The sequence below is a fragment of the Cupriavidus sp. 01T418 genome (assembly GCF_056398885.1).
The window spans coordinates 48328-62008 of the sequence record NZ_JBFTQG010000029.1 but is presented as its reverse complement, the minus strand read 5'-3'; the positions used below and the strand labels follow the sequence as shown (position 1 = coordinate 62008).

The following is a 13681-nucleotide window of genomic DNA, read 5'->3' as shown; positions in this document are numbered from 1 at the left end:
GATGGCGGTTCTCGCCTCGGCAGGGGGACGCGGAGCGAGCGTTCTGTTTCGGGCGCCGAACATACGTGTCAGTCGAGCGCTTCCGCCCCGGCAGACTGGCCGCCGAGATCTGCGCCAAGATGACGTGAAGCGATGCCGGACATGACGAGATAGAGGCATCCGGCAACGGGCGCACTAACCAACGGTGTGATCACGCCGGGAATCAGCCGGTGACAGAGCAACGCCACCAACATCCCTGCTCCGGTGGCGAGCAATGCAGCCAGGTTCACCGGCGCCATCCGTGCGCGCGAGAACCCTGCCCGTACACGCACGACGTAGTAGTCCGCGATGATCACTCCGCCGATCGGAGATGCCATGGCTGTGAGCAGCAGCGTCCAGCCCGACACGTCGCCAACGCTGTTGGTGATGGCGAGAAAAATGCCGAGGAGCGTCGCGCCGCCCGCAACGCCCATCCAGGGTAGTGTCGGAAACGCACTCTTGAACGTCACCGCGGCGTTTGTCAGGCACGCATCGCAGGTGGTCCAGTTGGCGATGATGACGAGCACCAACAGCAGCCACGACAGCGCATGGCCCGCAGTGAAGAGGTCGTTCACCTTGATGCCTGATGCGGCGAGCAGTACACCCAGGATCAGGAATGGCAGGTTCGCCAGCAGGAAACCGAATGCCGTCGCCTGTACCGCTTCGTTGCCGGTGCGGCAATACCTTACGATGTCGCCCGTCATCGTACCGCTCACGACAAAGGTGCCGAAGGCAATGCACACGCCTGTACCGAACGGCATCGGCCCGCCGATCGGACCGTCCAGCAGCACATCCCACCTGGGTGCGAGCCGAAGCGCGAAGACGACGACGGCGAATATGGCCATCGCAGGGATCCCGATCGCAGTCATGTTGAAGCCGCGGCTGATGCGGACGATGACCGGCATCGCGAACAAAACGCCTATGAGGCAAATTGCGAGCGTCGAATCGCCCTGCACGTGCAGTGCAGCGACCAGGATGTTCGCCGTCACGGCAACGTGGAACGCGAACCAGCCCGTGACTAGCGTCCCCAGCAACGCGCCAGGCATGACGGCGCCCCAGCGGCCAAAGACGCCTTCCAGCACGAGTTGAGAACTCAGGCCCCAGCGGCCAGCGGCGAAACCGATTGCCGCCGAATAAATGAAAAGAATCCAGTTGCCGAGGGTCGCCGCAAACAGCGCGTCGAACGTGCCCAGGGAGCCCTGCAGGTAACCGCCGACGATGATGGAGGCAAATGCGGACGAGAAGCCCGACCACGCGAACGCGGGGAACAGGAGGCCACGCCGCCGCGGTAGCGGGATGGGCCTCGTAGCGCTGCTGTCACCTGCTTCGTCAAGACGCTTCATGGATCCCTGTTAATCCTCTGATATTGGAGACTGATCGACATGGCAGATAGTCTCACAGGCGCGGGATGCCGGTGTTTTATGGCGAGGCCCGCGATAGCGCTTGCAATCAGGTTCTGGCTGTGCCGGCCACGCTTCACCTGCGACACCCCAGCTTGAGAGTGCCGCTACCACCGATAGAAGCGATCCTCAACACTAGCTTGCGCGACGCAGGCGTCAGGACCCCACCGCGCTCCCGTCCGCCATCAGCAACTCCCCTCGCCGCTCCACAATCATCCCGTACGCCTGCGGCTGCCGGTGCGCGTCGAAGTTGAACGTGGTGCGCTTGTAGACGTCGCAGAAATCCAAGTCGCAGCGGGCAATGGCGACCTCGTCGCCCTTGGTGATGCAGTTGGCCAGCACTTCGCCGGAGGGCGCGATGATGCAGCTGCCGCCAATGCCGTCCACGCCCTCTTCCAGCCCCGCCTTGGCCACACCGACCACCCAGGTGCCGTTCTGGTAGGCGCCGGCCTGCATCGAGAGCTGATTGTGAAAAAGCGAGAGGTCGTCGTGCTGCGGCGCTGGCGCATTGTGCACGGGGGTGTTGTAGCCGATCAGCACCATCTCCACGCCTTGCAGGCCCATCACCCGATAGGTTTCGGCCCAACGGCGGTCGTTGCAGATGGCCATGCCGACCTTGCCGCCAAAGGCTTCAGTCACGCCGAAGTGGTTGCCGGGCGTGAAGTAGCGCTTTTCCAGATGCTGGAAGCGGCGCCACGGTTCGTGCTCGCGATGGCCGGGCAGGTGCACCTTACGGTATTTGCCGACGATCTCCCCTTGGCGGTTGACGAGGATGGAGGTGTTGTAGCGCACCGCCTTGCCTTGTTCGTTGGCGAGTTCGGCGTAGCCGAGGTAGAAGCCGACGCCAAGCTCGCGCGAAAGCTCGAACAGCGGCTGCGTGGAGGCGCTGGGCATCTCGCGCTCGAAGAAGCTGTTGATCTCTTCGTCACTCTCCATGTACCAGCGCGGGAAGAAAGTGGTAAGCGCTAGCTCGGGGTAAACGATCAGATGCGAGCCGCAGGCGTGGGCTTCGCGCATCAGGTCGCACAGGCGCTTGACCACTTGCCGGCGGCTGTCGGCGCGGGCGATGGGGCCTAGCTGGCCGATGGCGACATTCACAATACGGGACACGGGTAACTCCAGGATGCGTTCAGGGTAGCGGTTCAGGCTAGTGGCAGGAGCTTGGCGTCGATCACGGCCGGTTGGCGAGTTTGAGCACCACCTGCAGCAGGATCTGCGCGCCGTCGATGAGGTCGTCCGGCTCGGTAAACTCGCGCACGTTGTGGCTCAGGCCTTTCACGCTGGGCACGAAGATCATGCCGGCGGGGCAGACGCGGGCAAGCATTTGCGCATCGTGACCGGCGCCGCTGGGCATGCGCATATGGGTGAAGCCAAGCGCTGCGGTTTCCTGCTCGACCAGGTCGATGACCATGGGATCGAATGCCACCGGCTCGAAACGTGCCAGGCGGCGATGGCTAAGAGATAGGGTTTCCGTCTCGCAGGTTTGCAGGGCAAAGGCGAGGACTTCCGTTTCGGCCTGGGCGAGCCGCTGTTCATCGGTATTACGCAGGTCTACGGTGAAGACGGCGCGGTTGGGGATGACGTTGATCAGATTGGGCTCGAAACGCATGGCGCCCACGGTGGCGATCTGCCGGCCGCCGTAGCGCAGCGCCAGGTCGTGCACGAAATTGGCGATGCGCGCGGCGGCGTAGCCGGCGTCGTGCCGGAGCTCCATAGGCGTGGTGCCGGCGTGGTTGGAGACGCCGTCGATGGTAAATTCTGTCCAGGAGATTCCCTGCACTCCTTCCACCACGCCAACCTGCAAGCCCCTCAGATCCAGCACCGGGCCTTGCTCGATATGCAGCTCCACGAAGCTGTCGACGCGCGGCTTGCCTACAGGCGCCTGGCCGCCATAGCCGATGCGCCGCAGCTCGGCGCCTACCGTGACGCCATCGATGCCGGTAGTGGCAAGCGCGTCTTCCAGTGGCATTCCGCCCACATAGACCAGCGAGCCCATCATGTCAGGATGAAAACGCGCGCCCTCTTCATTGGTGAAAAAGGCGACGGCGATGGGACGACGCGGACGCAGGCCGGCATCACGCAGCGTGGCGACCACTTCCAGGCCGGCCAGCACCCCATAGTTGCCGTCGTAGCGACCGCCGGTGCGCACGGTGTCGATGTGTGAGCCGATCATGACAGGGAACAGGTCTTCGCTGCCGGGATACACGGCCACGCCGTTGCCGATGGCGTCGATAGTGACGGTCATGCCCAGCGCCTGCATGCGCGCCACCGTCCAGTCGCGGCCGAGTTCGTCGGCATCGGTCAGCGCCAGGCGGCACACTCCGCCCCCTTCGATGGCACCGATTTGCGCAAGGTCGTCCAGGTTTTGCAGCAGGCGCTCGCCGCGAATGCGTGGCGCGGGGTCTGCCTTTGGCGCGCTCTGCCCGCTCATGCCGCGGCTCCGGCGCGCACTGCATCGGAGCTACTGCCAACCAGCTTGGCGTACAGCGCGGGATCAGTGTCGGCCTCGCTGCCGATAAACAGCAGCCGGCTCTGGCTGTCAAGCCCGAGCGCCGCGCAGGCTTGCGGGTCTTGCGTGGCGGCAATGGCAGCGGCCAGCCCGGCCACGGCGGATTCGCCGGCCACGATCACGGGATCGTCCCCCCGCGGTTGGGCCAGCAGGCGCATGACTTTTACCGCGGATTCGTCGTCGACCGTGCAGAACGCGTCGGCACCTTCGGCGAGGATTTCCCAGGCGAGCAGCGAGACTTCGCCGCAGGCCAGGCCGGCCATCAGCGTATCCAGCTCGCCGGTCACGGCGGTGACCTTGCCAACGCGCGCGCTTTGCATCAGGCAGTCCGCCTTGGCGGGTTCCACCACGGTGAAGACGGGGCGCTGCCTGTCCTTGCCATCCTCACGTTCCCAGAAGTAGCCGCAGACGGCGGCGGCAAAGCCACCCACGCCGGCCTGGATGAACACATGCGTGGGCCAGGCCGGCAGTGCGTTGACGGCCTCGTCCACCATCAGCTGATAACCCTGCATGACATCGCGCGGCACGTCCATATAGCCGGGGTACGAGGTATCCGAGATCACGTACCAGCCGTTGACCCGCGCATCGGCATCGGCTTGCTGCACGGCCTGGTCGTAGTTGCCCGTGGTGCGTACCACCTGGGCACCGAAACGCTCGATGGCGGTCTTGCGCCCTTCGCTGACGGTGGCGTGGATATATATCTCGCAGCGGCAGCCGAACAGCCGGGCGCCCCAGGCCACGGAGCGGCCGTGATTGCCGTCGGTGGCGCAGGTCACGGTGAGTTCGGCGCACATGCTGCGCAGCTCAGGCGTACCCAGGTCAGCGATGCTTAGCTCGCGGCCGATCCGGAGCCCGATTTCGCGGCAAAGCAAGCGTCCCACGGCATACGCGCCGCCGAGCGCCTTGAAGCTGCCCAGCCCGAAGCGCGAGCCTTCGTCCTTGTAGTGGATCTGGCCGACGCCCAGCGCGGCCGCCAGGTTCGGCAGGGCTTTCAGCGGCGTTGGCTGGTAGCCCTCCCAGGCGGAGATCTCGCGGCGGGCGGCGGCCAGGGCCGGCTCGCTCAGGATGGCGGCTCGCTGTGCACCATAGGGTTCCGCGCGGCTCAGGGCCGGATTGGGGAGAAGATCGAGCGAGAGGTTGGGGAGCGTGGTCATGCGTGTGTATTGGTCCAGTCAGAATGCGCTATTGCGCTATTGCGTTATTGCGTGATGTTGATGGCGGCGCTGCGTGCCGGTCGATCTCAGTGACCGGTCTCCAGGTCCCCGAGCACGTCGTGCGCGCGCTCCACGCGGGCCATGCGTGCGCGCGAACGTTTCCGGGAGCGGCCTGCCATGGCGCTGGCCAGGTAGTTCACCAGGCTGACGGCGGCCACGTAGGAATCGAAGACCTGGCCGCCGTGGTGCGAACAGCGCAGCACGGCGTCGGCCTTGGCGGCCAGCGTGGAAACCGGGGCATCGCTGAGCAGGATGAGTTTGGCGCCGGCCTCCCGGGCCAGGGTCACCATGCCGTTCAGGCGTTTCGCGCGGCGTCGGAAGTCCACCGCCAGCAGTACGTCCTTGCTGTCGATTTCGGCCACCAGTTCGGCATCCTTGCCCGCTTGCTCATTGAGCAGGTACACCTCGGGGCGCACCTGCGAGAGCAGCGCGTTGGCATAGAAAGCCAGCATGAAGCCGTTGCGATAACCTAGCACCCACACGCGGCGCGCGTTGGCCAGTTCGGTGAGCGTGGCCTCCAGCGCGCGCTCGCTGAGTTGTTCCGGCAGCCTGGCGAGCCAGCGGCTGTCGAGTTGCAGGTGCGTCTCCAGGCCGGCCACGACCGATTGCGCGCCCCCCGACTCGGGCTGCAGCCCGTTGTGTTCCATCAGGTACAGCGGCGATTGCTCGGAGACCTGGTCCCGCAGCGATTGCCGGAAAGCGCTGAAATCCGCATAGCCGAGGCGGCGGAAGAAGCGCGCCGCGCTCGCCTTGGAGACGTTCGCCAGCTCCGCCAGCTCGGTGGCCGAGTAACTGAGCAGGTCTTTCTGCCGCATAAGCAGCACGTCGGCCAATTTCTTTTCCGCTGAAGATAGTTCGCCGTAGCATCGGTGGATTTGCGCTTCCAGCGCGGGTTGAGTGGCCATGTCGGGTCCGTGCCTCCGTTCCGCTTGCCCGCACCAAAGTGGTCCGGGCCTGCACAATGATGAAACCATCATTTCATTGGTTTGGTGCCTATGAAACCGATGTTTCAGTATTGGCGGCCTTTCATGCAAGGGCAATGCCAAGTCAGTGGCGCTATCGGCGAGGCGTCCGCCAAGTGTTTGATTTCAAGGCAATGCCGTCGAAAGAATCCCATCGTATTTGCTCGCGCAGCCGGCATCGCCAACAGTGGCACGCAACTTGCTGTTCAGTCCCTCGTGTTCCCCGACCGACTGATAAAGGTGTTTTTATGAAACGCAGACAGTTCACCGCCATCGCCAGCCTGATCGCAGGCGCCGCACTCATCGCGATGGCACCCGCCAAAGCCGACGATTCGCTGAGCGCCGTGATGGGCAAGAAGTCGATTGCGATCGGCATCCCGACCGACTTCGCGCCGTATGGCTTCATGGGCACCGACCTGAAGCCGCAGGGCCTGGACGTGGCCGTGGCGCAGATGATCGCCGACAAGCTCGGCGTCAAGGCCGATCTCGTCCCGGTGAGCACGCCGAACCGCATCCCTTACCTGCAGACCAAGAAAATCGACCTGATCGTCTCGGCGCTCGGCAAGAACGCCGAGCGTGCCAAGGTGATCGATTTCACGATCGCGTATGCGCCCTTCTACCAAGCGGTGTTTGGTCCGAAGGCAATGAGCATCAAGAGCTTTGCCGATCTTGGCGGCAAGACCATCGCGGTCACGCGCGGCACCATCCAGGACGATGTGCTGCAGCAAGTGGCGCCGCCCACGCTGAAGATCCAGCGCTTTGAGGACGACAACTCCACCGTGGCCGCCTTCGTCTCGCAGCAAACGCAACTGCTGGCCACCGGCGCGGCCGTGGCTGCCGCGGCGATTGCGAAGAACCCCAAGGTAGAGGCCGAGTACAAACTGCTCCTCAAGGATTCGCCCAACTTCATCGGTGTGCGCAAGGGCGAAACCGCGCTGCTGGAGAAGGTCAACGAGATCCTGCGCAAGGCAAAGGCGGATGGCACGCTCAATGGCTACGCGCAGCGCTGGCTCGGCCGCGGCATGGGCGAATTGCCGGACTGATTGCAAACGGGTGAACGGGAAAGCGGATCGCATCGTTTCCGGCCCCGTGCACGAGCCCCATGTTACTGGCGCACTGGCCTGCCTCGCAGGTCAGTCGCCGAAGACAAAAAACTCTCTAGCTGCACTGCATGATCTCCTTCGACTTTGCGCCGGTTCTCTCGCAGTGGCCCATGCTGCTGCGTGGCCTGTTGCTGACGATTTTCCTGACGGTGTTCTCCGGGGTCCTCGGTACGCTCGTGGGCATCGGCTGCGCCTGGGCGCGCATCCATGGCACGGCGTGGCTGCGCGCACTGGTGGGCGGCTATGTAGAGGCAATCCGCAATACGCCGTACATCATCCAGCTGTTCTTTATCTTCTTCGGCCTGCCTTCGATTGGCGTGCGGATGCCGGCGGAAGTGGCGTGCGTGCTGTCGATGACGCTGAACCTCGGCGCCTATGCATGCGAGATCATCCGCGCCGGGCTGGAGTCCACGCCGCGCGGGCAGATCGAAGCCGCGCAGAGCCTGGCGCTCAACCGCTGGCAGATCTTTACGCGCGTGGTGCTGCCGCCTTCGCTGTCGCGCGTGTGGCCGGCGCTGGTGAGCCAGGTCATCATCGTGATGCTGGGCTCGGCGGTGTGCAGCCAGATTTCCACCGAAGAGCTTTCCTATGCGGCCAATATGATCGCCAGCCGCACGTTCCGCAACTTTGAAGCCTATATCGTTGCCACCTGTGTCTACCTGGGCCTGGCCGTGGTGCTACGCGAGATCCTGAACCGGGTCGGTCCGCACTTCATCTTTGGCCGCTGAGATCGGGAGGCATACACCATGGTCGATTTTTCCTTGTGGGACATTTTTCGCAATCTGCTGCTGGCGCTACGCTGGACAGTGGGGCTGTCACTGATCGCCTTCGCCGGTGGCGGCGTCGTTGGCATGCTGCTGCTGATTGCGCGCATTGCGCGCCTGCCTGGCGCCATGCGCGGCGTGGCGCTTTACGTGCAACTGTTCCAGGGCATTCCGCTGCTGATGCAGTTATTCCTGTTCTACTTCGGCCTGGCGTTGCTGGGCATCGAGACCTCGGCGCTGTTCGCGGCGGCATTGTGCCTCACGCTGTATGCCAGCGCCTATCTCACCGAGATCTGGCGCGGCTGCATCAACGCCATTCCCAAGGGCCAGTGGGAGGCCTCCGCCAGCCTGGCGATGAATCTGCGTGAGCAGCTTCAGCACGTGATCCTGCCGCAGGCCGCGCGCGTCGCGGTGGCGCCCACGGTGGGATTCCTGGTGCAGGTGATCAAGGGCACCGCGCTGGCCTCGGTGATCGGCTTCGTGGAAGTCACCAAGGCTGGCCAGATGATTTCCAACGCCACCTTCCAGCCCTTCCTGGCTTACGGCTGCGTCGCGCTGCTGTACTTCGCCCTGTGTTTCCCGCTGTCGTTGTGGAGCCGCCGCCTTGAGCGCCGCCTGCAGCCCAAGCATTGAGTCCCGTCAGCCCATGTCCAAGCAAACCGAAACCACCAAGCCCTTCTCCCTCGTCGATATCCAGGGCCTGCGCAAACGCTTCGGCGCCAACGAAGTGCTCAAGGGCATCGACCTGCAGATCGGGCGCCGCGAGGTGGTCTGCATCATCGGCCGCAGCGGCTCGGGCAAGAGCACCTTGCTCCGCTGCATCAACGGGCTGGAAAGCTTCGATGAAGGCGCGCTCAGCGTGGATGGCCAGGCACTGCGGCATGGCGACGCCCCCGCCATGCGCGACCTGCGCCAGAACGTTGGCATGATCTTCCAGAACTTCAACCTGTTCCCGCACCTGAGCGCCGGACAGAACGTGATGCTGGCGCCTACGCTGGTGAAGGACACACCCAAGTCCGAGGCCGGCAAGCGTGCACATGCACTGCTCGAGCGCGTGGGCCTTGGCGACAAGTTCCACAGCTTCCCCGACCAGCTATCCGGCGGACAACAGCAACGCGTGGCAATCGCACGCGCGCTGGCCATGGACCCGGCCGTGCTGCTGTGCGATGAAGTCACCTCAGCACTCGATCCGGAACTGGTCGGCGAAGTGCTGAGCGTGGTGGAAGGCCTTGCGGCGGAAGGCATGACCTTGATCATGGTCACGCATGAGATGAGCTTCGCCCGCAAGGTCAGCGACCGAGTGGTCTTCATGCATCATGGGAAGGTGCATGAGATGGGGTCGCCGGAGGAAGTCTTTGGGCAACCGAAGACGCCGGAACTGAAGCAGTTCCTTTCGGGCCTGCATGGTTGAGCACGTGCCGATCCAGTGCTGACCTGGTGCCGGTCACTGCGGGAAAATCATGGTTCAGTATGGGCAGTGCTTATTCTCCGCAGTGAACCATCAGGGTCCTGATCGACATCAAGAACTCCTGGAAAGCCGCGCAGGAATCTGGCCAGGCCAGAGGCTGAACTGCGTGTATCGCGTATCACGACCGTCATCCTCGGCCTGGTCGCGGTGGTCCTTGGCATTGTCTTCGAGAAGCAGAACATTGCGTTCATGGTGTCGCTTGCCTTCGCCATTGCTGCCTCGGCCAACTTCCCGGTATTGTTCATGTCGGTGCTGTGGAAGGGCTGCACCACGCGAGGCGCGACAGTAGGCGGCTTCATGGGACTGTTCTCGGCGGTGATTCTCACCATCCTGTCGCAGGCGGTCTAGGTCGACGTGTTCCACTACAAGAGCGCGCCATTCCCCTACACGTCCCCGGCATTGTTCTCGATGAGGATTGGCTTCCTTGGCATCTGGATCGTCTCTATCACCGATAAGTCGGCAAGGGCGCGCCTGGACAAGGCCGGCTTCGAAGCCCAGCAACTGCGCTCCGAGACCGGGATCGGTGCAGTCGAGGCGGCAGGCCATTGATGGAGGCCACGGCGGCTCCGATGTGATACTTGGGCAAGTAGGCAGAGCGAACTCGGCGGCCTTGCCCTTTGTTATCTACTAAGCTTCCAGTACTCCGGGACGCGCTCGAGGGGCGCTTGGACCGGTCATCTTCTCTGGGTAGCGAGCCATATACGCTCTCAGTGACCCGTCAGCCGCAATCCCAGCAGCAACAAGACCGAGACGGCCAGCAGCAACGTTAGCGATTGCCAGAAGCGCACCGGATCGCGCTCAAGAAGCGGAATCGGTCGGCGACTCAGGTATTGATGTCCGGGGGCATAAAGGTCCTGGATAAACTCGGACAGTGTTTCCTGGCGCTTTCGCGCGCAGGGATGCAACGCTCTGCGCAGCACAGCGTCGGTCCACGGGGGCAACTCCGGGCGCCGCTCACGCGCAGGGAGATAGCGGAGGCGCCGGAGATCACCGGGGATGCGCACGCGCGTTACCTGAAGGCCGTAAGGTAATTGCCCGGTCAGCATCTGGTAGGTGAGCACCGCCAGCGAGAACAGGTCGGACGCGGTGCTACCGCTCAGTCCAAGGAAGTACTCCGGGGCGGCATACTGCAAGGCGCCGACCGGTGCCTGTTCGTGCCGGGTGCGTCTACCTTCGGTCAGCCCGGCTACATGTACTGCTGCAAAGTCGATGATCTTGACTGTGCCGGTGCGGTCTATCATCACGTTCTCCGGACGCACGTCCTGGTGCAGCATTTCCCGGTGATGAAAGGCCTGCAGCCCTTTAGCGACTTGTTCTACGATCCGCCGTACGGTGTCGAAATTGGGAGACGGATGGTCTGTCATCCATTGCGCCAGTGTATGCCCCTCAACGTATTCCATTGCAACGTGCAGATACTGTCGCGGACGATCGGCTGCGTGAGGCTTGAGCACATGCGCGTTATCGATCCTGCGTGCCACCCATTCCTCAAGCAGAAAGCGGTCAAGGTAGTCGGGATCTTCGCGCAGATCGACGGAAGGTGTTTTCAGCGCAACATGCCGGCCAGTGCGTTGGTCCACTGCCAAGTGCACGTGGCAGCGTGAACTCGCGTAGAGTTCGCGCACGATGAGATAGCCATCGAAGTGCATCCGTGGCTGCAACGCAGGTGGCAGGATCAGGCGCTGGCGTTCGGTATGAAGATCCTGGGCGTCGACATCCGGCAATGCATCCACTCGAACCAACTGGACAGTGACGTTATCCTCGCTGCCTCGCGCCAACGCGGTGGACACAAGCATTGCAGAGGCAGCATCGAGGTCATCGGAATACGCTGCGAGGGCTTGATGCACGGCTACGCCATCGAGGTATTCATACGCGCCATCGGTCGCAAGAACATACACGTCGCCGACCTCGGCTTGCCACTTGCGGTAGTCGATCTCGACGTTGGGCGCCACACCGAGCGCACGGCCCAGGTAAGACTCGACCGAAGACAGGTGGACGCGATGGTCTTCCGTGAGCTGTTCCCAGGCCTGCGCATGCAGTTGGTAGATGCGCGAGTCGCCTACATGAAGCATGTGTACCTCGTGCCCTTTGAAGATGAGGGCGCTAAAGGTGCAGATGTAACCGCGATCCCTGTCGAAGCGAGCGTCACTGCGCTGGGTCTGTGCGTGCAGCCAGGAATTTGTTGCCATCAGCACGCGTTGCGCGGACCTGCGCACCGTCCACGCCTCGCATGTGCAATAGTAGTCGTCCAGAAAGCTGCGGACGGCGGCGGCACTGGCTACCTGGCTGACCGCGCTACTGCCGATGCCGTCGGCCAGCGCAACGGCGATGCCCTTGGTGCTGAGTCGCGGATCGGTAGGAAGCGCTGCGCCATGGAAATCCTGATTGACGCGCTTGCGCCCGGCCTTTGAATGCTGGCCGACTGAGACGCGCAAGATGCTCATTTCAAGCCAGGGCGCGCTTGGGTGCGGTCTTATAGTGGGTTGAGTACAACGCCGCTCCGACAAAGGTCAAGCCACCGACAATGTTGCCGAGCACGGTTGGAAGTTCATTCCAGAGCAGGTAGTCCATCAGCGTGAACTTGCCGCCGAGAATCAGGCCGGAGGGGAAGAGGAACATGTTCACGACGGAGTGTTCGAAGCCCATATAAAAGAACACCAGTATGGGCATCCACATAGCTATGACCTTACCCGAAACCGAGGTTGACATCATGGCGGCGACGACGCCAGTGGACACCATCCAGTTGCACATGACGGCGCGGATGAAGAGCGTCAGCATGCCCGCAGCGCCATGGGCGGCATAGCCAACAGTGCGGCTCTCGCCGATGTTGCCGATCTTCAGTCCGATCGCGTTCGGAGCCTCAGTGAAGCCGAACGTGAAGATGATGGCCATGAATACGGCTACAGTGAGCGCGCCCGCAAAATTGCCGCAGAAGACAAGTGCCCAGTTACGCATGACGCCGCCCCAGGTGGCGCCTGGGCGCTTATCGAGTACGGCGAGCGGCGCCAGCGTAAAGACACCGGTCAACAGGTCAAATCCTAGCAGGTAGAGCATGCAGAATCCCACCGGGAACAGCAATGATCCGATCAGAGGATTGCCGGTGTTGACGTTAACACTGACCGCGAAAGCGGCCGACAACGCCAGGATTGCGCCAGCCATATAGGCTCGGATGAGGGTGTCCCGCGTGGACATCATGAGCTTGGATTCACCAGCATCAACCATCTTGGTGACAAATTCTGCGGGAGCTAGATAAGCCATCGCACATTCCTTTGAACGGTGAGGTCAAAAAAAAAGCGTCCGCATACGGGCAGCAGCATAAGGCTGCTACCCGGATGCGGACGCCGTTGTCCACGAATTCCGGTCCCCCGCTTTGCCGACAATTGGGGCCGGCACCAAGCCGCCCTTGGCCTGATGCTTAGCGGGTACGCATCTTCCGTGCCTGGGCGTGTTGCGGCCGTTTGCTCATCTTCCGGGCGCTTGCGCTGCAGGACACGCACGGCTCTAGTGCGGGCGCACGAGGTATGCTCAGTCCTGGTGCGGGCCCAGCCGAGCCGGTGCTGCGAAGTTGGGCACAACTAACCTCGTCTTAACCACGGCCCGGCAACGACCGCGTCGCACCCAGTCAAAGCTGAACGAAGTGTCGTTCAAGTTTCTTTTTGTTCTTGCGGCCGCATGAATAATTGAAACTATTGAGCAATGCGGGCCCCCCAGGATCGACATTGGGCAATGTCGTGGAGTCCACAGCAGATCGCGAACAGGTTGCGCATCGACTTTCCGGATGACGAGTCGACGCGAATCTCACACGAGGCGATTTACCAGGCTCTGTACATTCAAGACCGTGGGGCATTGAGGCATGAACTGAGTATGTGCCTTCGCTCTGGACCGCCGCTACGCGTCCCTCGCGCCCGAACACGCGCGCGAGGCAAGAAGTGGAGCACGCGCAAGATGGGCGCCGAGTTGGGCGTGAGCGCCAGCACCGTCATGCGCCATTGGCACGCCCACGGCTTGAAGCCGCACATCGTGCGCGGCTTCAAGGTCTCGCGCGATACGAAGTTCGTCGAGAAGCTCGAGGATATCGTTGGCCTGTACATGCCGCCACCCGAGCACGCGCTGGTGCTGTGCTGCGATGAGAAAAGCCAGGTGCAGGCGCTGGATCGCACACAGCCCGGGCTGCCGCTGAAGAAGGGGCGCGCAGCCACCATGACTCACGACTACAAGCGCAACGGCACGACCACGCTGTTTGCAG

General features: G+C 62.9%; 11 protein-coding genes and 2 pseudogenes. 6 read left to right on the top strand and 7 right to left on the bottom strand.

Features of this window, described 5'->3' with window-relative positions:
• Nucleotides 1–68: 68 nt before the first annotated feature.
• The 5 genes from AC1DQ3_RS24185 to AC1DQ3_RS24165 all read right to left on the bottom strand — a co-directional run bounded on the left by AC1DQ3_RS24185 (nt 69) and on the right by AC1DQ3_RS24165 (nt 6046).
• Complete coding sequence (locus AC1DQ3_RS24185; RefSeq protein WP_477122692.1) at nt 69–1361, bottom strand: purine-cytosine permease family protein; 1293 nt, start codon at nt 1359–1361, stop codon at nt 69–71.
• 213 nt (nt 1362–1574) lie between these two features.
• Nucleotides 1575–2528, bottom strand: a complete 954-nt coding sequence (locus tag AC1DQ3_RS24180; RefSeq protein WP_477122691.1) for an N-carbamoyl-D-amino-acid hydrolase — start codon at nt 2526–2528, stop codon at nt 1575–1577.
• Nucleotides 2529–2589: 61 nt separating this feature from the next.
• The gene (locus AC1DQ3_RS24175; RefSeq protein WP_477122690.1) at nt 2590–3849 is read right to left on the bottom strand and encodes a Zn-dependent hydrolase; all 1260 of its coding nucleotides are present in this window, start codon (nt 3847–3849) and stop codon (nt 2590–2592) included.
• Nucleotides 3846–5081, bottom strand: coding sequence for a diaminopropionate ammonia-lyase (locus AC1DQ3_RS24170; RefSeq protein WP_477122689.1), 1236 nt, complete (start codon nt 5079–5081; stop codon nt 3846–3848). The genes AC1DQ3_RS24175 and AC1DQ3_RS24170 overlap by 4 nt, the downstream gene beginning before the upstream one ends.
• A gap of 86 nt (nt 5082–5167) precedes the next feature.
• Nucleotides 5168–6046 carry a MurR/RpiR family transcriptional regulator gene (locus AC1DQ3_RS24165; RefSeq protein WP_477122688.1) on the bottom strand — a complete coding sequence of 293 codons (879 nt, stop codon included), beginning with the start codon at nt 6044–6046 and terminating at the stop codon, nt 5168–5170.
• Nucleotides 6047–6351: 305 nt separating this feature from the next.
• Between AC1DQ3_RS24165 and AC1DQ3_RS24160 the strand changes: the two genes are divergently transcribed.
• The 5 genes and pseudogenes from AC1DQ3_RS24160 to AC1DQ3_RS24140 form a co-directional block, all read left to right on the top strand.
• Complete coding sequence (locus AC1DQ3_RS24160; protein WP_477122687.1) at nt 6352–7146, top strand: transporter substrate-binding domain-containing protein; 795 nt, start codon at nt 6352–6354, stop codon at nt 7144–7146.
• Between the two features lie 128 nt (nt 7147–7274).
• A complete protein-coding gene (locus tag AC1DQ3_RS24155) occupies nt 7275–7934 on the top strand; it encodes an amino acid ABC transporter permease (protein ID WP_477122686.1) in 660 nt (219 codons plus the stop codon).
• 18 nt (nt 7935–7952) lie between these two features.
• A complete protein-coding gene (locus AC1DQ3_RS24150) occupies nt 7953–8603 on the top strand; it encodes an amino acid ABC transporter permease (RefSeq protein ID WP_477122685.1) in 651 nt (216 codons plus the stop codon).
• A gap of 13 nt (nt 8604–8616) precedes the next feature.
• A complete protein-coding gene (locus AC1DQ3_RS24145; protein ID WP_477122684.1) occupies nt 8617–9381 on the top strand; it encodes an amino acid ABC transporter ATP-binding protein in 765 nt (254 codons plus the stop codon).
• A gap of 141 nt (nt 9382–9522) precedes the next feature.
• Nucleotides 9523–9987: pseudogene (locus tag AC1DQ3_RS24140) on the top strand (sodium:solute symporter family transporter); the annotation flags it as partial.
• A gap of 158 nt (nt 9988–10145) precedes the next feature.
• Here the strand turns inward: AC1DQ3_RS24140 and AC1DQ3_RS24135 are convergent.
• Together AC1DQ3_RS24135 and AC1DQ3_RS24130 are read right to left on the bottom strand one after the other, a co-directional pair.
• Nucleotides 10146–11879 carry a bifunctional protein-serine/threonine kinase/phosphatase gene (locus tag AC1DQ3_RS24135; protein WP_477122683.1) on the bottom strand — a complete coding sequence of 578 codons (1734 nt, stop codon included), beginning with the start codon at nt 11877–11879 and terminating at the stop codon, nt 10146–10148.
• Nucleotide 11880: 1 nt separating this feature from the next.
• Nucleotides 11881–12693 carry a formate/nitrite transporter family protein gene (locus AC1DQ3_RS24130; protein WP_477122682.1) on the bottom strand — a complete coding sequence of 271 codons (813 nt, stop codon included), beginning with the start codon at nt 12691–12693 and terminating at the stop codon, nt 11881–11883.
• A 672-nt stretch (nt 12694–13365) separates the two neighbouring features.
• Between AC1DQ3_RS24130 and AC1DQ3_RS24125 the strand changes: the two are divergent.
• Nucleotides 13366–13680, top strand: a pseudogene (locus tag AC1DQ3_RS24125) (IS630 family transposase); the annotation flags it as partial.
• Between the last annotated feature and the right edge of the window lies 1 nt (nt 13681).